This is a genomic window from Ulvibacterium sp. (genome assembly GCF_965228935.1).
In the GTDB taxonomy this organism is placed as follows: domain Bacteria; phylum Bacteroidota; class Bacteroidia; order Flavobacteriales; family Flavobacteriaceae; genus Ulvibacterium.
This window is the reverse complement of the sequence record NZ_OZ245846.1, coordinates 5,350,183-5,372,424: the sequence shown is the minus strand read 5'-3', so window position 1 is coordinate 5,372,424 and position 22,242 is coordinate 5,350,183. Positions and strand designations below refer to the sequence as shown.

General features: G+C 41.9%; 16 protein-coding genes. 11 read left to right on the top strand and 5 right to left on the bottom strand.

The window, feature by feature from the left end; translation table 11 throughout:
* Window positions 1-57: 57 nt before the first annotated feature.
* Window positions 58-879, bottom strand: coding sequence for a dihydropteroate synthase (gene folP, locus ACO06Y_RS22690; RefSeq protein ID WP_422081347.1), 822 nt, complete (start codon window positions 877-879; stop codon window positions 58-60).
* Window positions 880-988: 109 nt separating this feature from the next.
* Here folP and ACO06Y_RS22685 point away from each other — a divergent pair, with 109 nt between their 5' ends.
* The 5 genes from ACO06Y_RS22685 to ACO06Y_RS22665 all read left to right on the top strand — a co-directional run bounded on the left by ACO06Y_RS22685 (window position 989) and on the right by ACO06Y_RS22665 (window position 4,658).
* Window positions 989-1,549, top strand: coding sequence for a DUF1599 domain-containing protein (locus tag ACO06Y_RS22685; protein ID WP_422081346.1), 561 nt, complete (start codon window positions 989-991; stop codon window positions 1,547-1,549).
* A complete protein-coding gene (locus ACO06Y_RS22680) occupies window positions 1,546-2,646 on the top strand; it encodes a BT_3928 family protein (RefSeq protein WP_422081345.1) in 1,101 nt (366 codons plus the stop codon). The genes ACO06Y_RS22685 and ACO06Y_RS22680 overlap by 4 nt, the downstream gene beginning before the upstream one ends.
* 11 nt (window positions 2,647-2,657) lie before the next feature.
* The gene (tpiA, locus tag ACO06Y_RS22675; protein WP_422081344.1) at window positions 2,658-3,407 is read left to right on the top strand and encodes a triose-phosphate isomerase; all 750 of its coding nucleotides are present in this window, start codon (window positions 2,658-2,660) and stop codon (window positions 3,405-3,407) included.
* Between the two features lie 102 nt (window positions 3,408-3,509).
* A complete protein-coding gene (gene prmA / locus ACO06Y_RS22670; protein ID WP_422081343.1) occupies window positions 3,510-4,349 on the top strand; it encodes a 50S ribosomal protein L11 methyltransferase in 840 nt (279 codons plus the stop codon).
* Between the two features lie 33 nt (window positions 4,350-4,382).
* Window positions 4,383-4,658 carry an ATP-dependent Clp protease adaptor ClpS gene (locus ACO06Y_RS22665; RefSeq protein ID WP_422081342.1) on the top strand — a complete coding sequence of 92 codons (276 nt, stop codon included), beginning with the start codon at window positions 4,383-4,385 and terminating at the stop codon, window positions 4,656-4,658.
* 17 nt (window positions 4,659-4,675) lie between these two features.
* Here ACO06Y_RS22665 and ACO06Y_RS22660 read toward each other — a convergent pair whose 3' ends face one another.
* Window positions 4,676-5,089 carry a DUF6691 family protein gene (locus tag ACO06Y_RS22660; protein ID WP_422081341.1) on the bottom strand — a complete coding sequence of 138 codons (414 nt, stop codon included), beginning with the start codon at window positions 5,087-5,089 and terminating at the stop codon, window positions 4,676-4,678.
* The gene (locus ACO06Y_RS22655; RefSeq protein ID WP_422081339.1) at window positions 5,086-5,649 is read right to left on the bottom strand and encodes a YeeE/YedE thiosulfate transporter family protein; all 564 of its coding nucleotides are present in this window, start codon (window positions 5,647-5,649) and stop codon (window positions 5,086-5,088) included. Before ACO06Y_RS22655 ends, ACO06Y_RS22660 begins: the two co-directional genes overlap by 4 nt.
* Window positions 5,650-6,174: 525 nt before the next feature.
* On the opposite strand from ACO06Y_RS22655, the gene ACO06Y_RS22650 reads away from it, so the two are divergent.
* From ACO06Y_RS22650 to ACO06Y_RS22640, 3 genes are all read left to right on the top strand, one after another.
* On the top strand, window positions 6,175-9,288 hold the full coding sequence (locus ACO06Y_RS22650) for a SusC/RagA family TonB-linked outer membrane protein (protein WP_422081338.1): 3,114 nt from the start codon (window positions 6,175-6,177) through the stop codon (window positions 9,286-9,288).
* Between the two features lie 19 nt (window positions 9,289-9,307).
* Complete coding sequence (locus tag ACO06Y_RS22645; RefSeq protein ID WP_422081337.1) at window positions 9,308-11,221, top strand: SusD/RagB family nutrient-binding outer membrane lipoprotein; 1,914 nt, start codon at window positions 9,308-9,310, stop codon at window positions 11,219-11,221.
* A gap of 266 nt (window positions 11,222-11,487) precedes the next feature.
* Window positions 11,488-14,793 carry a VCBS repeat-containing protein gene (locus tag ACO06Y_RS22640; RefSeq protein WP_422081336.1) on the top strand — a complete coding sequence of 1,102 codons (3,306 nt, stop codon included), beginning with the start codon at window positions 11,488-11,490 and terminating at the stop codon, window positions 14,791-14,793.
* 62 nt (window positions 14,794-14,855) lie between these two features.
* Here ACO06Y_RS22640 and ACO06Y_RS22635 read toward each other — a convergent pair whose 3' ends face one another.
* Both ACO06Y_RS22635 and ACO06Y_RS22630 read right to left on the bottom strand, forming a co-directional pair.
* On the bottom strand, window positions 14,856-15,569 hold the full coding sequence (locus ACO06Y_RS22635; protein WP_422081335.1) for a LytR/AlgR family response regulator transcription factor: 714 nt from the start codon (window positions 15,567-15,569) through the stop codon (window positions 14,856-14,858).
* Window positions 15,569-16,681: a sensor histidine kinase gene (locus ACO06Y_RS22630; RefSeq protein WP_422081334.1), complete on the bottom strand. Its 1,113-nt coding sequence runs from the start codon at window positions 16,679-16,681 to the stop codon at window positions 15,569-15,571. The genes ACO06Y_RS22635 and ACO06Y_RS22630 overlap by 1 nt, the downstream gene beginning before the upstream one ends.
* A 194-nt stretch (window positions 16,682-16,875) precedes the next feature.
* On the opposite strand from ACO06Y_RS22630, the gene ACO06Y_RS22625 reads away from it, so the two are divergent.
* The 3 genes from ACO06Y_RS22625 (at window position 16,876) to ACO06Y_RS22615 (ending at window position 22,241) form a co-directional block, all read left to right on the top strand.
* On the top strand, window positions 16,876-19,134 hold the full coding sequence (locus ACO06Y_RS22625; protein WP_422081333.1) for a GH92 family glycosyl hydrolase: 2,259 nt from the start codon (window positions 16,876-16,878) through the stop codon (window positions 19,132-19,134).
* A gap of 295 nt (window positions 19,135-19,429) precedes the next feature.
* Entirely contained in the window at window positions 19,430-21,271 is a 1,842-nt protein-coding gene (locus ACO06Y_RS22620; RefSeq protein WP_422081332.1) for a sodium:solute symporter family protein, read from the top strand.
* Window positions 21,272-21,275: 4 nt separating this feature from the next.
* On the top strand, window positions 21,276-22,241 hold the full coding sequence (locus ACO06Y_RS22615) for a glycosidase (protein WP_422081331.1): 966 nt from the start codon (window positions 21,276-21,278) through the stop codon (window positions 22,239-22,241).
* The last annotated feature ends 1 nt before the right edge of the window (window position 22,242 follow it).

The following is a 22,242-nucleotide window of genomic DNA, read 5'->3' as shown; positions in this document are numbered from 1 at the left end:
ATGAGTGGCAGTTTTTGTAAAATTAGGAAAAATAGATGAACAAGGAAGTCGGACTTTTTATGCTAGGGCCGTTGAAAGTTTTATGCATTCCAAAGCTTCCCTTACGTCATGCACCCTTAAGATGGAGACTCCCTTTTGAAGGGCGTACATGTTTAGGGCAGTGGTCCCGTTCAACGCATCTTTCGCATCCAATTCCAACGTCTTGTATATCATGGACTTTCTGCTTAGCCCAGCAAGAAGGGGAAGTCCAGGATTCCTTAGAAGGTCCAATCTTTTCAATAATTCATAATTCTGTTCCAAGGTCTTGGAAAAACCAAAACCCGGATCAATAATAATATCATGTATTCCAAGCGAACGGGCTTTGGCTATCCGCTCCGAAAAGTACTTTAGGATGTCATTGACCAAATTGTCATAACCTGTTTGTTGTTGCATGGTTCTGGGCTCCCCTCTCATATGCATCAAAATGATAGGCACCTTTAATTGGGCTACCGTGGGTAGCATGGCGTGGTCCAGATTTCCGGCAGAAATATCATTGATTAAGCATGCCCCGGCTTCAATGCATTTTGCCGCCACCTTGCTCCTAAAAGTATCTATGGATAGGACAATTTCGGGAAATTCATCAATTAGCAATTCAACAATCGGTAGGATGCGTTCCAGTTCTTCTTTCTCAGAGATCAGCTCTGCCCCAGGACGGGAACTTTGAGCGCCCACATCAATAAAGGTCGCACCCTCGTTCAACATCTTTTCCACCTGGGAAACTATGGTTTTTTCATCCCTGTACTTTCCCCCATCAAAAAAAGAATCCGGCGTAACATTAAGAATACCCATCACCTTGGGCGTACTCAAATCAATGAGCTTTCCCTTGCAATTAATTGTCATACGAATTGGGTTGATGTCCGAGATTCATTTTTGTCGAATAAGTTTAGAACGCGAACTTTGACGATTCCAAATTTTTAAGCGAAATTTACGCAAATTACCAGAGAAATAGATGCAGCACACTTCCGAGCAATATGACGCCGTAATTAAAATTTGTCGGGATTTGTTCCAAAAAAAGATGAAAGATTATGGCAGTGCATGGCGAATCCTTCGACTTCCTTCCCTTACCGATCAGATTTTTATAAAGGCACAGCGTATCCGGAGTCTTCAGGAAAATGAAGTACGGAGAGTGGATGAGGACGAGCGATCTGAGTTTATAGGGATTATCAACTATGCCATCATGGCCCTGATTCAGTTGGAAAAAGGAATCGCTAATGATCCGGATTTGGGAGGACCGGAAGCTTTGGCCCTTTATGATAGGCATGTGGCCGAAACCAAATCGCTCATGGAAAACAAAAATCACGACTATGGCGAAGCCTGGCGGGACATGCGCGTAAGCTCATTGACCGATCTGATTCTACAAAAGCTATTGCGGGTAAAACAGATCGAGGACAACAAGGGGAAAACTTTGGTAAGCGAAGGGATAGATGCCAATTATCAGGATATGGTCAATTATGCCGTATTCGCACTTATTCATTTGAACGCAAGCACCAAATCTGAAATTACGGAATGAAATACCTTGTAGGTTTTAGCAGAATATTTGTTGGGGTTTTATTTATTATCAGTGGGTTTATAAAGTTGAACGACCCTGTCGGTTTCTCCTTTAAACTTGAGGAATATTTTAGCCAAGGGGTGTTGAACCTCCCCTTTTTGGAGCCCTATGCATTGGCTATCTCCATTTTCGTGGTCATATTCGAGGTATTGTTGGGGGTGATGCTCTTGGTGGGTTTTCGTGTAAAGTTCACGGTATGGAGCCTTTTGCTTATGATTGTTTTCTTTACCTTCCTTACGTTTTATTCGGCCTATTTCAACAAGGTAACGGATTGCGGATGCTTTGGCGATGCCATTAAACTAACCCCTTGGGAATCCTTCCTAAAGGATGTAATATTGTTGGCGTTGATTATAGTACTGTTTATTGGGCAGAAGTACATAGGCTCAATTTTCGGTTCCAATACAAAGCGGATACTGACCCTCCTGGCATTGGTACTTTGTATTCTCTACGCGAATCACGTACTTAAACATTTACCGGTAATCGATTTTAGACCCTATAAGATTGGGGCGAATATTGAACAGGGCATGCTTGTTCCGGATGATGCCCCCAAGGCGATCTTTGAATACGCCTGGCGATTTAAAGTGGGCGAAGAGGAACAGATAATCGTGACCCATGGGGAATACCCGTCCGTTGATGGTGAGTTTTTGGATGTGGAGACGACGGAAATCCAAAAAGGATATGAACCTCCTATTCACGATTTTACGATTGAACAGGAAGGTGAGGATTTTGCAGCTTCGCTTTTACAAGAGCAAAAATTGGTAATGGTAATTGCCTATGACCTTAGAAAAACGGAAAGAGAGGCCTATTCCGAAATCAAGAAAATAACGGACGAGGCCTTGAATAAGGGGTATAAGGTAATTGGAATGTCGGCTTCAAATGAAGTGCAAACGGAACAATTGACGGGGGACTTTGGATTGGGCTTTGATTTTTATTTTACGGATGAGACTACCCTTAAGACCATAGTACGTTCCAATCCCGGGGTCTTGGTTTTGGAAAAAGGAACCATTTTACAGAAAGTACATTATAACGATTTAGATGAACTGATGTTTAATCAATAAGCACAACAAAAATGAGAAGTAAAATAGTCGCAGGGAATTGGAAGATGAACAAGAATTTGGAGGAAACGGAAAAACTGCTTGCCGAGCTTTCCGCTAAATTACCGGATACGCAAGCAGAGGTCATGGTCGCCCCTACCTTTGTGAATTTGTCCCGTTCCGTCCAGGTTTTGGATTCTTCCAAAATACAAGTAATGGCCCAGAATATGCATTTTGAGGAGAGCGGGGCCTATACCGGGGAGATTTCGGCGGATATGCTTCTTAACATCGGGGTGGATACGGTTATTTTGGGACATTCCGAAAGAAGGGCCTATTTTGGCGAGACCGATGAGCTTCTCGCAAAGAAAGTGACCAAGGCATTGGAGAAGGGAATGCGGGTGATGTTCTGCTTTGGGGAGGAATTGGATGAGCGCAGGGCCGGAAATCATTTCACGGTTGTGGAAGGGCAGTTGAAGAACGCCCTTTTCTCCTTGGAAGATAGTGCATGGAGCAGTATTGTCCTGGCCTATGAACCTGTTTGGGCTATAGGTACAGGAGAAACCGCTTCACCCGAACAGGCACAGGAAATGCATGCCTTTATTCGAAAAACGATAGCAGAAGCCTACAGCAGCTCCATTGCTGATGAGGTATCCATATTGTATGGTGGAAGTGTAAAACCCAACAATGCCCAGGAAATTTTCTCCAAACCGGATGTGGATGGTGGACTCATTGGTGGAGCTTCGTTGGTCGCCGACGATTTTTTGACCATAGTCAAAGCAATTTAAATCCGGATAGGTTAGTGAATACCAGCTTTTAATTGGTTTGCCTTATTGGAGATAGGTCTGGAATAGGTTTCCGGAAAACTTCGCTTTGCCAAAACTAAGATAGTGCCCAATGCCATTTACATAGAGTATACCTTTAGGATTCATCCCTTGCAACCCGCATCCGAAATTTTGATAGCGGAACTGGGCGAACTAGGTTTTGAAAGTTTTGTGGAAACGCCGGAAGGTGTCCAGGCCTACCTGCAAAAAGAGGATTGGAAAGAAGATATTCTGGACTCTGTCCTTATTCTTGGTAACCCAGACTTTGAAATCTCCTATGAATCAAAGGAAATAGAACAGCAGAACTGGAACGTCACTTGGGAAAGGAATTTTAATCCAATTCAGGTTGATGATTTATGCACAGTAAGGGCACCTTTTCACAAAAAGTCTAGCTCAAAGTTCGATATCGTTATTGAACCGAAAATGAGTTTCGGAACGGGCCACCATGAGACCACCCATATGATGTTACGATATATCCTGGAGGATAACTTCGAAGGAAAATCCGTGTTGGATATGGGGACCGGGACAGGAGTCTTGGCCATATTGGCCGAAATGAAAGGGGCGGTGGATATTGATGCTATCGATATTGATCATTGGTGCTATTTGAATGCCTTGGAAAATGTGGAGCGGAACGATTGCCATCAAATTCAGGTTTTGCAGGGTGACTCCTCCACGATTCCGCATCACAAGAAGTATGACATTATTTTGGCCAATATCAATAGGAATATTTTGTTGAATGACATATCGATCTATGCAAATTGTCTGAAACAAGATGGTTCACTTTTCTTAAGTGGATTTTATTCTAAGGATATTATTGTGATTTCCGCAAAATGCACCGATGTAAGTTTGAAATTTGAAAAAAATATTGAAAAAAATAATTGGGTTGCCGTAAAATATGTATTTTAGAATATCTTTAAGTATATGGTTAAAAACCTTGTAATGAGCACTAAAGAAAAAATATCCGAAGAGCTCCTTTTAGAAGAGGAAACAATACAGCCCAATGAGATAATCCTCTTTAACGATGACGTGAACACTTTTGAACACGTCATCGAGACCTTGATCGAAGTTTGCGACCACTCTCCCGTACAGGCGGAACAATGTTCACTGATTGTGCACTACAATGGAAAGTGTACGGTGAAAACAGGTGAATACAATGATTTGAAGCCAAGATGCAGTAGGCTGCTCCAGGCGGGATTGAGCGCAGAAATAGTGTAAGGTCGGGGCCATTAGATTCAATGGGGTAGTTTATCCTTCAATACCCCATATACAAAGGTACCGAGAACAGCGGCGGCAATAACAATAAGCATACTAAATACCCCGGTTCCCAAAAGGATGTACATGGGCCCTGGACAGGCACCGCCCAAGGCCCAGCCTAAACCGAAAATGCTCCCACCGAGTATGTAACGTACAATACCCCTGTCCTTGGGAACTAAATGGATGGTATCGCCATCAATGCTTTTAAGCTTCAATTTTTTTACCAACCCCAGAAACAGAACTCCCAAAAATACTGCCGAGCCTATGATGCCGTACATATGGAAGGATTGAAATTTGAACATCTCAAAAATCCGGTACCAGGACACGGCCTCTGACTTTACAAGGACAATACCGAAAAAAATGCCCACAAACAAGAATTTCAAAAGCTTCATATTCCAAAGATTAGGGGTAACAGTAGGTGTGTCATCACAAGTCCGCCTATAAAAAATCCCACCACCGCAATAAGTGAAGGCAATTGAAGATTGCTTAATCCAGTAATAGCATGACCCGAAGTACACCCATTGGCATAGCGGGTGCCAAAACCCACTAAAAAACCGGCAATGATCAAGATGGCCAAACCCTTAAGGCTAAGGACATGCTCCCAATTATAAATCTCAGCAGGTAATAGGGATTCGCCGGCTTTATAAAAACCTAATTCACGCAAATCTGTAACGGTTTCCGGATTAAGGGCGATTGTTGAATCATCGGATAGGAAGGTTACGGCAATAAATCCCCCGATAATTGCACCCAAAACCACAATCAGGTTCCACCGATGGGCCTTCCAATCAAACCGAAAAAAGTCCGAATACTTTCCGGCACCGCCTATGCTACATAAAGTCCTTAGGTTGGAAGACATACCAAAAGTCTTTCCGAAATAGACCAAAATTAGGAGTACTAGGGCGATCAATGGACCCGAAACGTACCAAGGCCAGGGTTTTAGTAAAAAATCCATAACAATTCACTTTTTATCAAATATAGTTAGTTGCCTTTCCGCATTGTGTAATCTTCGTTACAAAGCATTTTGAGAACTATAAAGGTAGTACTGCTAACCGGAACATCCGAAACCAAGATTTACTTATTTAATAATGTTTTATGAAAACCTTTACGGTTTTTAGGATACCCAACTCTATTTTATGATGGCTTTAGTATCTGAAATCCCAGTTTTTAAGGATTCTTTAAAGAGTAAAGACTCAGTTTCTTCAAAAGTCTATTCAAATCTACCATAAGTTCTTGGAAATTGGATGTATTCACCATAGGATTTAAACCTCGTGCAAAAACTCTGGAAAGCCTTTTATTCAAAGGTTTTTTTGTTTTTAAATCGCTTTTGGGCTGTTCAACCTCAAACGTTTTCGTGAATTATGTCCTTTAGCTTTTCAGCATCGTTGTTAGTCGAAATTTTTTTTCCATTCATAAGGCAATGTTAAATTTTGTTTTTGCTAACATTTTTTTTGAACGCCTAACTTAAAATTAAACTAACATGATTCAAAAACTTCAGTATGTCTTGCTGTTTATTACCCTACTTTTGGTCAATGCAGTAATGGGACAAACAATTACGGGAACCGTGACAGATGACTTTGGTGTGCCTCTTCCCGGTGTAAACGTGGTGGAAAAGGGTACGACCAATGGAACCTCGGCGGATTTTGATGGAAATTACACCATAGAGGTTTCTAGTTCTTCCGCGACCTTGGTGTTTACCTTCATTGGTTTTGAGACCAAGGAGATCGTGGTTGGGGATCAAACGACCATTAATGTTGCCATGGATACGGATACCGAGATGTTGGGGGAAGTTGTGGTGACGGCCCTGGGTATCAAAAAGGAAAAAAAGGCCGTTGGTTATGCCGTGCAGGAAATTGCGGGGACGGACCTCCTGGAGGCCAGGGAAACCAACCTGGTGAATGCCTTTTCCGGAAAGGTGTCCGGAATGCAGGTCATCCGGGGTAGTAACGGTCCGGCCAGTTCCTCGCGAATAGTGCTAAGGGGTAACAATTCCCTCACGGGCGACAACCAACCCCTTATTGTGGTAGATGGTATCCCGATAAATAACTTTACTGGGGCTGATGAAAATGGCTTTTTTAACCCATCGGCGGATTTAGGTAATGGTCTGGGAGATATTAACCCGGATGATATTGAGTCCATGACAGTATTAAAAGGAGCTTCTGCCGCCGCTCTCTATGGAAACAGGGCAGGTAATGGGGTCATTTTAATAACCACTAAGACCGGAACTGCTCGGAAGGGGTTGGGGATTACTTTTTCCAGCACCGTGGGTTTTCAAAATGTTTTTTTGAATCCCGAGCTTCAGAATTCCTTTGGGCAGGGAAATGAAGGAATCTATGATGATGAAGATACCCAAAGTTGGGGGCCAAGAGCGGATGGACAACTTGTAGAGGATTGGAAAGGGGACATGGTGCCCTTTGTACCCCGGGATAACTTGGGGAGTTATTATAACGGAGGTTTTAGCCAAAACTACGGCCTGTCTTTCCAGCAACAGCTTACCAATGGAACCTCCCTTTACGCCTCATTGAATTATTTGGAAGATGAAGGGGTTATCCCCAATGCCAACTTTGAAAGGCTTAACTTTACTACAAGGGCGGTCACCAATTATGGACCTAAGGAACGATGGACTACGGATATAAAAATTCAATATAATAGGGCAAGTGCCTTAAATAGGCCCATAGGAGGGGAGAATATTAGAAACGTGTCAAGGGAGGTTATCGCTTTGCCAAGAACGGTAAACTTATTGGATTTTAGAGATCCCAGCGTAGATGAGTTTGGCAATATGATTTGGTTTTTACCGTCCAATTCGGTCAACCCTTGGTGGGCGGCAGATTTTAACATAAACGAGGATAGTCGTGACCGTTTTTTATTGAACGGTTCCCTAAAATATAAGATAAACGATTGGATTACTGCGGAGCTCAAGGGAGGAGCTGATTTATTTACCAATAATACAGAGAGCCGGCAATTTGCGGGAAGTCCGCTTTCTCCTAATGGTAGGTACAGTCTGGGCAAAGATACCTTTATAGAAGAGAACTATATGCTATTGGTTACCGGATCCAAAAGTGATATCCTCGGAAAACTCGGCTTATCCTTTACTGCCGGGGGTAATTTAATGCAGCAACGATCAGAGGGGCTGTTTGCCAATGCCGGGGAATTGGAGGTACCCAATCTCTTTACCATTAACAATGGTATAAATCCGGCTACGGTAAGGCAGGAATTTGCTGAAAGAAAAATAAATTCGCTTTTTGGATCCATAGGGTTGGATTATGACGGTATTCTCTTTGTGGATTTAACCGGACGTAACGATTGGACCTCTACCTTGAGCTCGGATAACCGATCTTTCTTTTATCCTTCGGTAAATACCTCTTTTGTCTTTAGCGAGTTGTTGAACTCCAATTCCAAATGGTTCAGCTTCGGGAAGATACGGGCTTCGTATGCGGAAGTGGGAAATGATTTGGATCCTTTTGAACTTCAAAACATATTTACTATTGGTCAGGATGTCAATGGAAATACCACAGCAGGTACAAATAATATCCAGAATAATCCCGACTTGGTCAACGAGTTGATTAAATCGACCGAGGTAGGTTTGGAGACCCGATTTTTCAATAACAGAATCGTTTTGGACATGTCTTACTACAAGACAAACGCTACCAACCAGTTGCTGGCAATTCCTATAGATCCCTTCAGTGGCTTTAACCAGCGTAGGGTAAATGCCGGGGACGTACAGAACGAAGGTTTTGAAATCGCGTTCAACGCCTCCATCTTTGAAAATCCAGACGGTTTTTCATGGAATACCAATGTTAATTTTGCCCGGAACGTAAATACCGTAGTTGAACTTACGGACGATGTAAACCAATTTACTTTGGGAAATTTTGACAATTTATCAGTTCGTGCTGTTGCGGGTGGCAGTTATGGCGAGATATGGGGTACCCGATTTAGAAGGGTAGAGGATGAAACTGATCCCAATTTTGGTAGATTAGTGGTAGATGGGGACGGTCTTCCCTTGCAAGCAGCGGACAATGAGACTTTTTTCTTGGGAGATCAGCAACCGGATGCCTTGATTGGATGGAGCAATACCTTTGCCTATAAAAATTGGTCCCTTGGTTTTTTGATTGATGCCAGCTTGGGGGGCGATATCTTTTCCAATGGGAACAGATTTTTACAGCGATCGGGAAATGCCGCGGCTACGGTAGTAAATGGGCAACGGGAGGATATCGTAGTGGATGCGGTAGTGGACGACGGTACTGGAAACTTTGTGGAAAATACGGTTGGTGTAAGTCCACAACTTTATTATACCGCTCTTGCTAATAGATCTGGAAACCTGGGTATAGGAGAGGCTTTTATGTATGATGCCACGCATGTACGTTTGCGTAATGTGACCTTAAACTATGTGTTTAACCCCAAATTGTTAAAAGGTACAGGTCTGCAAGGTGCCAAACTTGGATTAACGGCCAATAACGTTTGGATGATCACCCATCATTTGAACGGGATAGATCCGGAATCCGTTTTCGCGGCTGGAACTAATGCTACGGGTTTCGAAAATCTATCCCCCCCGACTGTACGTTCCCTATTTTTTAATATATCTTTAAGTTTTTAAAAAATTAAATTTGTGTAATATGAAAAAAGAAAGAGTATTTAAAAGAACAGGACTGCTTTTGAGCGTCCTATTGTTCACGTTTTCGTGTTCGGATTTTGAGGAAATCAACGAGGATCCCCAAGCGGCCACTGTGGATCAGGTACAAGTAGAATATTTTATCAATGCTTCAATTGGAGGTGCCCAACAGAATCCCCATATTGCGGAACGGGTTTTTGTACTGTATTGGAAGGCCGCAGGGCGAATGGATCGTATAGGAACCTTGCCTGTTGGTTTCACCAGTGATAGTTGGACAGGGGATTATTATAGGGACTATATTTCAACATGGATACGGAATATTACTAACGGCATTTCCGTGGCCGAGGAAAAAATTGCCAATGATGACATCAGGGAGTATACCAATAACTTGTTACAAGTTGCCCGAATTTGGAGAGCATACCTGATGAGTGAATTTTCGGATAATTTCGGACCCATTCCCATAAATGGTTTTCAGGGGGTTAATCCGGAATACAACAATGTCAAGGACGTCTATTACTTTATTTTGGCAGAGCTTAGGGAGGCAACTGCGGCTTTGGACTTGGATGTGGTGAATCCCAACAACTTGGATAAATTGGATCCCGCTTATGGCTACAATTACGAAAATTGGGTGAAATATGCCAATTCTTTGCGTATGCGTTTGGCCATGCGATTATCGGAAGTAGACCCAGCAAAGGCGCAGCAAGAATTTGAAGATGCCGTAAGTGGAGGATACATCGCAGCCGTAGATGATAATTTCAAGGTACAGGAAGCAGCGGGTTGGAACGACTATACCGGAGTAATGACCCGGGAGTGGAACAATCAATATCTTTCTGCTACCCAAAATAATCTAATGATAGGTTTGGGAGGTATACCGTCTACTGATCTGCTGTCCGATGACAAGCATGGATTTATAAAGCCAGCGGATTACATGGGATTGAGATTTGACGATCACTTTACGAGCTTGACCAATGATCCCTCCGCCGGTTTCTGGTTTGATGGCTTGCATAACACTATAGATCCCAGGATGTATAATCTGTTCAAAATCCCTGGGGATGTAGACGATCCGGACTTCAATAGATTTCCCAGTTGGAATGGGAATTCTACGGAGACCATGAGGGAGTTGTTGGATGACGATGGGGAGACCTTGCAGGAAATAGAGGCAGCCTTTACCTGGAATGCCCCGGTTATCGGGGAATGGGGTGAAAAGGGTTCTAAGAATAGACTCCGGTTTACTGGGACATTGCCCCGTTTATCCAACATTTTTAGGGACAGTGGTGCGGAACGTGTTTTTTATGGTTCTTGGGAGTCCTACTTTTTAATTGCTGAAGCTGCATTGAAAGGATGGAACGTACCGATGGCCGCCCAAGCTGCATACGAGCAAGGTATTGCCGATAGTTTCGCCTATAACAATGTATCCGAACACTTGGGGGCCTATTTGGCATCCGAAGACTATAGTCGCGTAGGCACTTCCGTAAGTTGGAACCATACGCAGGAACCTCCAGCAAGTATAACTATGTCCTATATTGACGGATATACAGGTACTCCGGGAACCTTTAACTATACCTATCCTGTAAATAACATTTATGAAGGCGGTAGCGTTAAAAATGATTGGTTAACTAAGATTATTACGCAAAAGTTCATAGCGCAGACACCTTGGTTGCCTTTGGAGACCTGGAGTGATCATAGAAGGTTGGGCTTACCCTTCTTTGAGAATCCCGCAGTGGAAAACCCCATACCCGATATGCCACAGCTGACGCCTGCGAACGTTAACGAGAATAGTGTTGGGGTATTCCCGCAAAGGTTACGATATCCTACCGAATTTGCTAATAATTTACCAAATCAATACGCGCAGGCCGTTGGTGAATTAGAGGGCCCTGATACGGTATTTACGCCACTATGGTGGGCCAAAAAAGAATAAGTACCTGTATATTGAGTTTTGTTAGTTGTCGAAAAAGCCGGGATTACTATTCCGGTTTTTTCATGAAATCACTAGACATGTGGTTTGAGTAGTAATCTAGAAACCTCAGCACTTTTGGTTGCGATATATGAATACATAGTTTTACATAATAGGGACTTCGGTTTCTGAGGGCTCCAAGGTACAAATAGTACAACAAGATTCCAGTGATGGAGGTTCCGGATCGGGGAAGTAACGGATTGTCCGTTTTTTAGGTAAAAGCTTTTATTTTGAAAAATATAGGAGTATCGAGTATAATTGGGGTATTGTTGTTGCTCTGGAATTGTAATTCGGATTCGGGATATAGTTCGGAGATTATCGGATTCAAGACAACAGATAAGGAACAACAGTTTTCCTTGGTACCCCGTTCCCATAGTTCGGTCGATTTCAAAAATACCATTAGGGAATCACCTGAAATAAACCTTTTTAATTATGTCTATATATACAACGGGGGAGGGGTAGCCACAGCAGATTTTAATAATGATGGTTTAGTGGATATCTATTTTACTGCAAATCAGGAATCCAATGCGCTATATATAAACCAGGGAGAGTTTAAATTTAAGGATATGGCCCATAAGGCCGGGGTGCTGGATTCTTTGGGTTGGACCAATGGGGTCTCTGTATTTGATGTGGACAATGATGGCTGGTTGGATCTGTATGTCTGTAAGTCGGGCCTGGAGTCCCCCTCCTCAAGGGAAAATTTGTTGTATCGCAATAAAGGGGATGGTACGTTTGAAGAGGTCGCAAAACAATGGGGCCTAAATGATAACGGGTATTCCACACAATCCTATTTTTTTGACTATGACAGAGATGGCGATTTGGACATGTATCTGGTCAATCACCGTATTGACTTTGACAATACTTCAAGTATAAACAAGGGCCTGCAGAAGGAAATTTCCCCGTATACTTCGGATCAGCTATACAGAAATGATAATGGTTTTTATACAAATGTTACATCTACTGCTGGAATGTTGAACAAAGCATGGGGATTAAGCGCGGCCATTGGGGATTTTAACGGGGACAATTGGCCGGACGTATATGTGTGCAATGATTTTTTGGAGCCCGATATACTTTATGTAAATCAAGGCGATGGAACGTTCACCGACGAGATTTTGAAAAGGATGAACCATATTTCCTTTAACAGTATGGGTTCGGACTATGCCGATATCAACAATGATAAGAATCCGGATTTAATGGTATTGGAAATGGCCTCTGAAGATCATATCCGTAGCAAAAGAAACATGGCCACTATGAATACCAAGAATTTTGAATACATGGTGAAGCAGGATTATCACCACCAATATATGGTAAATACCTTTCAATTAAATCAGGGAAACGGCATGTTCAGTGAAATTGCCCAGCTTACGGGTATGTCAAAAACAGACTGGAGTTGGGCACCATTGATAGCGGATTTCGATAATGATGGATTAAAGGATGTTTTCGTTACTAATGGTATTTTGAAAGATTTGAACGATCAGGATTTCAAGGGGCAAATGGATAAAATGGCGCGTACCGGAAAGATAGTGGATTTTGAGGATGTCGGTGAAATATTGCCGAATACAAGGCTTAGTAATTATGGCTTCAAGAATAATGGCAATTTATCCTTTGAAAATGTGACAAAATCATGGGGTTTGGATACCCATACACAATCCAATGGGGTATCATATGCAGATTTGGATAATGATGGGGATTTGGATTTGGTCATAAACAATATTAATGATCATGCTCAAATTTATGAGAACAATGATATTAATAATTTCATTCAGATTACCCTTATCGGCGATGAAAAAAATAGACTTGCCACAGGTGCCAAAGTAAACATAAAGGTAGACGATAGCGAACAGTATCAAGAACTATATTTGAGTAGGGGATATTTGTCCTCGGTCCAGAACATAGTACATTTTGGGGTAGGTACTGCATCCATTATTGACGAAATTATGGTAGAATGGCCCAATCAGGAAGTCTCCATACTACAAAATATTGAGGCAAACCAGATTGTTTTTTTAGATCAGGATGGTGCTTCTGCAAAGGAGCTTGTGAAAAGCCCGGTTAACCCACCACTAGTAGCATTGCCCGTAGGTGCCAAAGGTATAACCTTTGAACATAGGGAGAGATATTTTGATGATTACAAGAATCAGGTGCTTTTGCCACATAGTCAATCCCAAAACGGGCCTTTTATGGACAAGGCAGATGTTAACGGTGACGGACTTGATGACTTTTTTATTGGTGGCGCCGCAGGACAATCCGGGCAACTCTACATCCAACAATTCGATGGAAGTTTCGAAAGACAAAACTCCGACACATGGAAAAATGATTGGGCTTATGAGGATTTAGGAGTGTTATTCTTTGATTGTGATGGGGACGGGGACCAAGACCTATATGTAGTAAGTGGCAGTAGTGAATTTTTAGCAAATAGCGACTTCCTTCAGGATAGGATATATAATAATGATGGCAAGGGAAACTTTCTAAAGGATCCGGACATTTTACCGAGGATGGATACAAGCGGCCAATGCGTTAAAGTATCAGATATAGATAATGATGGAGATTTGGATGTATTTGTTGGCGGAAGAATTGTACCGGATAAATACCCATTTTCTCCAAAATCTTATATGTTGATTAATGAAAATGGAAAATTCGTGGATAAGACCAAAAGCGTTGCACCGTCTTTGACCGATATCGGAATGGTTACCGATGCCTCTTTTTCCGATTATGATGGGGACGGAGATCAAGACTTGATAGTTGTTGGTGAATGGATGCCAATAACCCTACTGGAAAATAATGAAGGGATATTTCGGCAAAAACAAATTAAATCGTTGCAAAAAACAGAAGGTCTTTGGTTTAGCATAGCCACCAACGATATAGATAATGATGGTGATATGGATTACTTTATCGGCAATCTTGGATTGAACACAAAGTTTAAGGCCAATGAAAAAAAGGAATTCCATGTGTTTTGTGATGACTTTGACAAATCGGGGACCTATGATATCATATTGTCCAATAAATATAAGGGTGCTTTGGTGCCATCCAGAGGAAAGGAATGTACCTCCCAACAAATGCCTTTCATAAAAGAGAAATTCAAGGACTATGCCTCTTTCGCCGAAGCTACCATTCAGGACATATTAGGCGTGGAAAGCATAGAAACCGCTTTGCACTATGAGGCCAAAATATTGGAAAGTATATTGTTGGAGAATTTGGGCAATGGACAGTTTAAAATTCGCAAACTTCCAAACGAGGTACAGATAGCACCAATAATGGATTTTGAATTTGTTGACATGGATGGAAATGGCACCAACGAGATTTTAGTAGTTGGCAATCATTATAACTCCGAGGTGGAAACGGTTCGCTATGATGCATCCTACGGGAGTGTTCTATCCTTTGATGATGGAAATATTAAAGCAAGGGATTTAAAGGATACAGGATTTGTAAATAGGGGGGACGCAAAGGATATTTGTACGCTTCTTGCCAAGAATGAAAGATTGATTTTGGTATCGAACAACAATGGCCGTGTTCAATCCTTTATACTTAAGGAGAAATGAAATTTTGAATTCCAAAGAAATCTTCTATTGTTGTGATTTGACCCTAACGTTCCAAACCTGTTTTAGGTAATGAAATTGTTCAGAATACGGTTCTTTACGTCATTGAGATAACTACGGCCAATGGTATATCGTATTCCGTCTACTTCCAAGCTATTCCCTTCTACTACGGATACCTTGTCAATGGCCACGGTAAAAGATCGGTGTATCCTAATAAAATTATTGGAAGGTAATTCCTCGGTGAAACTGCTTAAGGTCTTGTGTACAATATACTTGTCACTATTGGTCTTTATCCGGATGTAGTCCTTCAAACTTTCAACGACACTGATTTCGTTCAAATAGATTTTTTGTAGCTTTTTCTTATCTACCTTTACGAAAATATGAGGTTTTTCCACTTGATCCCTCAGGGGATTGTTCAATGTTTTTTTTAGACCGATGATTCGGTTGACCGTTTTTAGAAATCTTGGAAAAGGTATGGGCTTTACCAGATAACCAATGGCCTCCAGCTCAAAACTCTTTAGGGCATATTCCTCATGGGCCGTGGTGATTACGACCATCGGTTTGGTCTGTAAACTTGCCAGAAAATCAAATCCATCCAATATGGGCATATTAATGTCCAAAAAAACAATATCCACCTCGTTTGACTGTAAATACGAGGATGCATCGATAGCATTTAAAAAGGTTTCGACGAGTTCAAGTTCCTTTACTTGGCCGATATAATTTTTCAATACATTGATGGCCAAAGGCTCATCGTCGATGACAATAGCTCTTAACTGCATTATACTTTCAATTTTAAATCAACATTGAACCTATTATCTTTTTCAAAGATAGTAAGTTCATAATCGTCTTTGCCATATCCAAGTTCTAATCGTTTCTTTACATTGGAAAGCCCAATCCCACCTTTTCTCTCCGATATCTTGTTTTTTCCTCCATTTTCTGGAATGGTATTGGATACCTGGAAGGATAGATAATCGTCTTCTACCTTAATGACAATTTCGATGGACATCTTACCGATATTTTGATTGGCCCCATGTTTAAAACAGTTTTCGATCAAGGGGATAAGCAACATAGGTGCTATTTTTTTGTTTTCCATATGGCCCGAAATCGAAATGTCTATCTCCAACGAGTCGTCAAAACGGATGCGTTCCAAATCAATATAGTTTTGTATACAATCTATTTCCTTGATAAGATCTTGTTTGGGTTTTTTGGTAGCGTATAGCAAATAGCGCATCAGCTCGGAAAGCTTAAGTACCACTTCCGGAGCCTTGTTGGATTTTTCCAAGGTTAGGGAATAAATGTTGTTAAGGGTGTTAAAGAAGAAATGGGGCGAAACTTGGGAACGTAAAAACCGGAGCTCCGTGGTCAAACGTCTTTTTTCGACCTCATGAAGTTTTCGCTTTTCGCCCAACCAATCGATAGTGACCTTAATTGCGGTGACAAAGGAAACCACATAAAGCTCGCCCAACATGGTGACTATGGCGTAGTTAAGCGTTATCGAATCCACAACAGTAGCCGATTCCGGCATAACGTTTGGTCCAACGAGATAATAGGTAAGATTGAACTTTACCAGCAACATTACAAATAATGACAACAGAACGGCTAGGGTATAGCTTACATAACGCCGGGTATACACGAGCTTCGGCATTAAATAGTATATGTTGAAATAGGCCAGCGTCATATGTATGGGAAAACCGATTAGATTGGTTTGAAGCGAATACGCAAAATCATTATGGATACTTTCCCACCGCAATGTATTGAACATAAAATAGATGACCCAAAAAATGATATGATGTTTGTAGCTGGGTTTATAATTTTTAAAGGACTTTTCCAATGCGGAATTATTTAATTCGTCATTTACATACATATACATACATATACATACGAAATACATATTCTAGAATTAAGATTTAGTGATGTTAAGGACACTTGGATAGTCATTGGTCTAAAATTGTTCATGCCCTAATAAAAATTGTTAATATTTATAGATTGACGAAAAGAAATTAAGCCCTAAATTCATTCAAAAAATGGTATGGTACAAATGTTTGAAAGGTTTAAGATATGTTTTTTTTTGAAAGTACTTTTAAGATGACTAGACTTGGTTTTTTGTTTTACATATGGCTTGGATTACTGCTTTCATCATGTGTAGGGGAAGTAGTACAGGAAAAGGATGCGGTAAAAAACAAGCTTATTTACGTGGATCCATTTATCGGTACGGGAGGGCACGGGCATACCTATCCCGGAGCCACAACTCCTTTTGGAAGAGTGCAACCCAGTCCCGACAATGGTATTACGGGATGGGATTGGTGCTCAGGTTATCACGTTTCGGACTCCATCATTTCCGGTTTCGGTCAATTACATCTTAGCGGAACGGGTATCGGCGATTTAACGGATGTTCTCTTAATGCCCACAACGGGAACCGTAGATGTTTCGCTTTTTGGAACCGGCCGAGATACGTTACCGTATACTTCCAAATTTTCGCATACCAATGAGGAGGCTTCCCCTGGCTATTATCAGGTATTTTTGGAGGATTCCGAAGTCAATGTAGAATTGACTGCAAATGATTATATCGCGTATCACAGATACACGTATAAAAACGGAGGAAAAAATCCTTCCTTTGTTCTTGATTTGGGTTATGAGGTCAACTGGGACAAGGTTATAGGCAGTGGCGTAACGGTTGAAAACGACACCTTGATTTCCGGCCATCGCTTTAGTACGGGTTGGGCAAAAAACCAAAAAGTGTTTTTTGCTATCGGGACATCAAGCCCTATCACGGCCAATAGTTTGGTAGCGGATGGGGAAATACCAAAGAATTCCAATACTGTAAAGGGCACAAAAACTGGTGCGCAATTCTTTTTTGATACGGAAACGGGCTCGGTAGAGCTAAAGGTGGCCGTTTCTTCGGTCAGTATTGAAAATGCAAAGATGAACCTACGATCATATGGTTCCCAAAGTTTTGATGAGGTACGGCTCGAAACGGAAAATAGCTGGATTGATGTGCTCGACATGATCGATATAGAGACCCCGATAGACTCGTTAAAGACCATCTTTTATACTTCACTCTATCATACACAGGTTGCTCCGACCCTATTCAGCGATTCCAATGGTGAATTCCGTATGCAAAACGATAGCATTGCCAAAGCCGAAGGGTTCCATATGTATTCCACACTTTCCCTTTGGGATATCTTTAGGGCGGAAACCCCACTTTTGAGTATACTGGATCCTGAACTTGTAAATGCCATGGTACGATCTATGTTGACTTATTATGACCAGAGCGGGGTTTTGCCGGTTTGGGTGCTTTCCGGGAACGAGACAGGTACAATGCCCGGATATCATTCCGTTTCCATTATTGCCGAAGCCTATCTAAAGGGCATTCGGGATTACGATACGGAGAAGGCCTTTGAGGCCATGAAAAAAACCATGATGGGCAATGAAAGAGGATTGGAACCGTATAAGGAATTTGGCTATATACCTTATGACATTATGGATCAGTCCGTCTCCATAAGTCTGGAGCTCGCCTACAACGATTGGTGTGTGGGCCAAGTGGCAAAGGAAATGGGTAAGGAACAGGATTATAAATACTTCAATAAACGTTCCAGGGCCTATCAAAATTTTCACGACCCTAATTCGGGATTTCTAAGGGGCAAATCTTCGGATGGCCGTAAGTTTCATGAACCCTTTGATCCCAAGGAAGCGAACCATATTGAGGATACGGATTATACCGAAGGGAATGCCTGGCAACATAGTTGGTATGTATTGCATGATGTTGAGGGACTCATAGAATTGCATGGCGGAGACGAGCCCTTTTCCAAAATGGTAGAACAACTCTTTACCGAAAGTTCGGAATTGAAAGGAGATAACATTTCAGCCGATATTTCAGGATTGATCGGGCAATATGCCCACGGGAATGAACCCAGTCATCATATAGCTTACATGTTCAATAGGGCCGGCCAACCTTGGCGTACCCAATACTGGTCAAGGGAGATTTTGAATTCGCAATATACCACCCAACCGAATGGACTGAGCGGGAACGAGGATTGCGGGCAAATGTCAGCCTGGTATGTGATGAGTGCCATGGGTATTTACCCTATGAATCCTGCTTCCCTAGAATATGAAATTGGGAGTCCATTGTTTGAAAAATCGACCATCAAATTACCGAACAACAAGACTTTTGTTATTTCGGCACCCAATACATCCGATGAAAATAGATATGTACAGTCTGTGAAACTGAACGGGGAACCTTTGAACAGGACCTACGTAAAGCATGAGGAAATCGTTTCTGGAGGCACTTTGGATTTTGTTATGGGCTCCCAACCGAACAAAGCCTGGGCTGTAGAAGGGAAATAGTTGATAAAAGGACGCTACGAAAATGAATACAACAAAATAAAATTGTTTTTTCCATAAACCATAAACCATAAACCATAAACCATAAACCATAAACCATAAACCATAAACCATAAACCATAAACCATAAACCATAAACCATAAACCATAAACCATAAACCATAAACCATAAACCATAAACCATAAACCATAAACCATAAACCATAAACCATAAACCATAAACCATAAACCATAAACCATAAACCATAAACCATAAACCATAAACCACCAACTAAACTTTAAAACCAATCGACATATTATGGAACTATCAAGTATTGACCTCGGAATAATTATCGGCTATGTAGTGATTACCGTTCTTTTTGGGCTTTGGGTTTCCAAAAGGGCTTCAAAGGACATCGATTCTTATTTTTTGGGAGGAAACGAAATACCTTGGTATTATTTGGGGCTTTCCAATGCTTCCGGTATGTTCGATATCTCGGGAACCATGTGGGCGGTTACCATTATGTTCGTATATGGCCTTAAAAGTGCCTGGCTGCCTTGGCTGTGGCCCATTTGGAACCAAGTCTTCATTATGGTCTTTCTGGCCGCTTGGCTAAGGCGCTCCAATGTAATGACCGGTGCCCAGTGGATAACCTATCGCTTTGGTAAAAGCTTTGGCGCCAAATTGTCGCATATTATCGTAACGATTTTTGCCATTATAAGTACTCTCGGCTTTATTGCCTATTTCTTTGAGGGCATTGGTAAGTTTGCGACCATCTTTTTCCCCTGGGACCTTGCTTTTGAACTGGGGCCATTGCCCATTAATTCGGAACAAGCCTACGCATTGATTATTATCGGACTTACCACAATTTATACCTTAAAGGGAGGTATGTATAGCGTTGTTGGTACCGAGGTCTTACAATTTATAATTATGACGATTTCATGTTTTGTCATAGGATATATTGCCTTTAACTCCATTACGGCCGATCAAGTTACCGCTGCCGTACCGGAGGGGTGGCATGATGTATTCTTCGGATGGGAATTGGATTTGGATTGGACAGGGTACATAGATAGTGTAAACACGAAGATCGAGGAAGATGGCTTTTCCCTTTTTGGGTTTTTGTTTATGATGATGATTTTTAAAGGGATATTTGCAAGTTTGGCAGGTCCCGTTCCAAGTTACGATATGCAGCGTGTCCTTTCCACCCGTAATGAAGAGGAGGCTGCTAAAATGAGCGGTTTGACTATAATAGTTCTCTCCATCCCCCGCTATTTAATGATCGCCGGATTTGCCGTTTTGGGAATTGTATACCTAGGCCCCGAGCTACAGGCGATGGGGGAAGGGATTGATTTTGAGACTTTGCTTCCGGTCGCCATTCAACGTTTTGTACCTATAGGTTTTAAAGGGCTACTGTTGGCAGGCCTTTTGGCGGCCTTCATGGGAACGTTTGCAGCCTTTATCAATGCTGCCCCGGCCTACATCGTAAACGATATTTATAAAAAATATATCAACCCGAATGCTTCGGCAAAGACCTATGTACGCTATAGTTATTTGTCCTCCATTATCATTGTGGTGGTTGGACTTATCGGAGGATTCTTTGCCTCCTCCATCAATACCCTTACCCTATGGCTCACCTCCGCTTTATACGGCGGGTACGCTGCGGCCAATGCGTTAAAATGGATTTGGTGGCGATTTAATTCCTACGGATATTTTTGGGGAATGTTGGCCGGTCTTGTAGCGGCGACCATAGTCCCGCAATTGTACCCTGATACCGCGGCGATTTATCTGTTTCCCTTGATATTGCTGATTTCCTTTATAGGATGTTTCCTAGGGGTGATTTTTGCAAAACAGGATGATATGGAAGTGTTGAAACATTTTTATAAAACGACCAAACCATGGGGTTTCTGGAAACCTGTTATCCGGGAAATACAGAAGGAAGACCCTGATTTTGAACCGAACAAGGACTTTTTAAGGGATACATTCAATTGTTTGATAGGCATCGTTTGGCAGATGACCTTTGTCCTGTTCCCCATTTACCTTATAATCAAGGAGTACTACAGTATGGCCTTTGTGGTCCTGCTCATGATCGTCACATCGGTAATCCTGAAAAGGACTTGGTATGACAAGTTAAAATCAAGTGAATTAGCAGATAAAGCCTAAATTAATGAACAAAATACCTTGGCAGGCCAAGCCAAAAAATTGTACCGATGTACTTTGGCGTTATAACAAAAATCCTATTATCGGTCGTTATGACATCCCTACATCAAACAGTATATTCAATAGTGCCGTAGTACCCTTTGGAGAGGGATTTGCCGGAGTTTTCCGTTGTGATAGCAAAGCTGTCCAAATGAACATCCATGCCGGATTCAGTGAAGATGGCGTTCAATGGAGTATAAATCATGAGCCCATACAAATGCAGGCGGGGAACACCCAGATGATAGATTCCGACTACAAGTATGACCCGCGGGTTGCCTTCATCGAGGATCGCTATTGGATTACCTGGTGTAACGGCTATCATGGCCCTACCATTGGGATAGCATATACTTTTGACTTTAAGGAATTCTTTCAATGTGAAAATGCATTTTTGCCCTTTAATAGAAACGGGGTACTGTTCCCGAAAAAAATAGACGGCAAATACGCCATGCTAAGTAGGCCAAGTGACAATGGTCATACCCCCTTTGGCGATATTTACTTAAGTTACAGCCCGGATATGAAATATTGGGGCGAACACCGTTGTGTGATGAAAGTTGCCCCTTTTAATGATAGTGCATGGCAATGTGCCAAGATTGGTGCCGGCCCGGTACCCATTTGGACAGATGAAGGTTGGCTGGTGTTTTACCACGGGGTGATAAAGACCTGCAATGGCTTTCGCTATTCCGTAGGATCCACTTTATTGGACGAGAACAGTCCGGATAAGGTCAAATACCGGACACAACCTTACCTAATGGCCCCCGCGGAAATCTATGAACAGGTCGGGGATGTGCCTAATGTCATCTTTCCGTGTGCCACTTTGCATTCCTTGGAAGAGGACAAGCTAGCATTGTACTATGGAGCGGCAGATACGGTAACAGCCTTGGCATTTGGCCATATTTCGGAAATAATTGCTTTTACCAAGCAAAACAGTTTATAGA

Coding starts and splice junctions, on each gene's coding strand:
- folP (WP_422081347.1), bottom strand. CDS start 879: ATGACAATTAATTGCAAGGGAAAGCTCATTGATTTGAGTACGCCCAAG.
- ACO06Y_RS22685 (WP_422081346.1), top strand. CDS start 989: ATGCAGCACACTTCCGAGCAATATGACGCCGTAATTAAAATTTGTCGG.
- ACO06Y_RS22680 (WP_422081345.1), top strand. CDS start 1,546: ATGAAATACCTTGTAGGTTTTAGCAGAATATTTGTTGGGGTTTTATTT.
- tpiA (WP_422081344.1), top strand. CDS start 2,658: ATGAGAAGTAAAATAGTCGCAGGGAATTGGAAGATGAACAAGAATTTG.
- ACO06Y_RS22665 (WP_422081342.1), top strand. CDS start 4,383: ATGAGCACTAAAGAAAAAATATCCGAAGAGCTCCTTTTAGAAGAGGAA.
- ACO06Y_RS22660 (WP_422081341.1), bottom strand. CDS start 5,089: ATGAAGCTTTTGAAATTCTTGTTTGTGGGCATTTTTTTCGGTATTGTC.
- ACO06Y_RS22655 (WP_422081339.1), bottom strand. CDS start 5,649: ATGGATTTTTTACTAAAACCCTGGCCTTGGTACGTTTCGGGTCCATTG.
- ACO06Y_RS22650 (WP_422081338.1), top strand. CDS start 6,175: ATGATTCAAAAACTTCAGTATGTCTTGCTGTTTATTACCCTACTTTTG.
- ACO06Y_RS22645 (WP_422081337.1), top strand. CDS start 9,308: ATGAAAAAAGAAAGAGTATTTAAAAGAACAGGACTGCTTTTGAGCGTC.
- ACO06Y_RS22635 (WP_422081335.1), bottom strand. CDS start 15,569: ATGCAGTTAAGAGCTATTGTCATCGACGATGAGCCTTTGGCCATCAAT.
- ACO06Y_RS22630 (WP_422081334.1), bottom strand. CDS start 16,681: ATGTATTTCGTATGTATATGTATGTATATGTATGTAAATGACGAATTA.
- ACO06Y_RS22625 (WP_422081333.1), top strand. CDS start 16,876: ATGACTAGACTTGGTTTTTTGTTTTACATATGGCTTGGATTACTGCTT.
- ACO06Y_RS22620 (WP_422081332.1), top strand. CDS start 19,430: ATGGAACTATCAAGTATTGACCTCGGAATAATTATCGGCTATGTAGTG.
- ACO06Y_RS22615 (WP_422081331.1), top strand. CDS start 21,276: ATGAACAAAATACCTTGGCAGGCCAAGCCAAAAAATTGTACCGATGTA.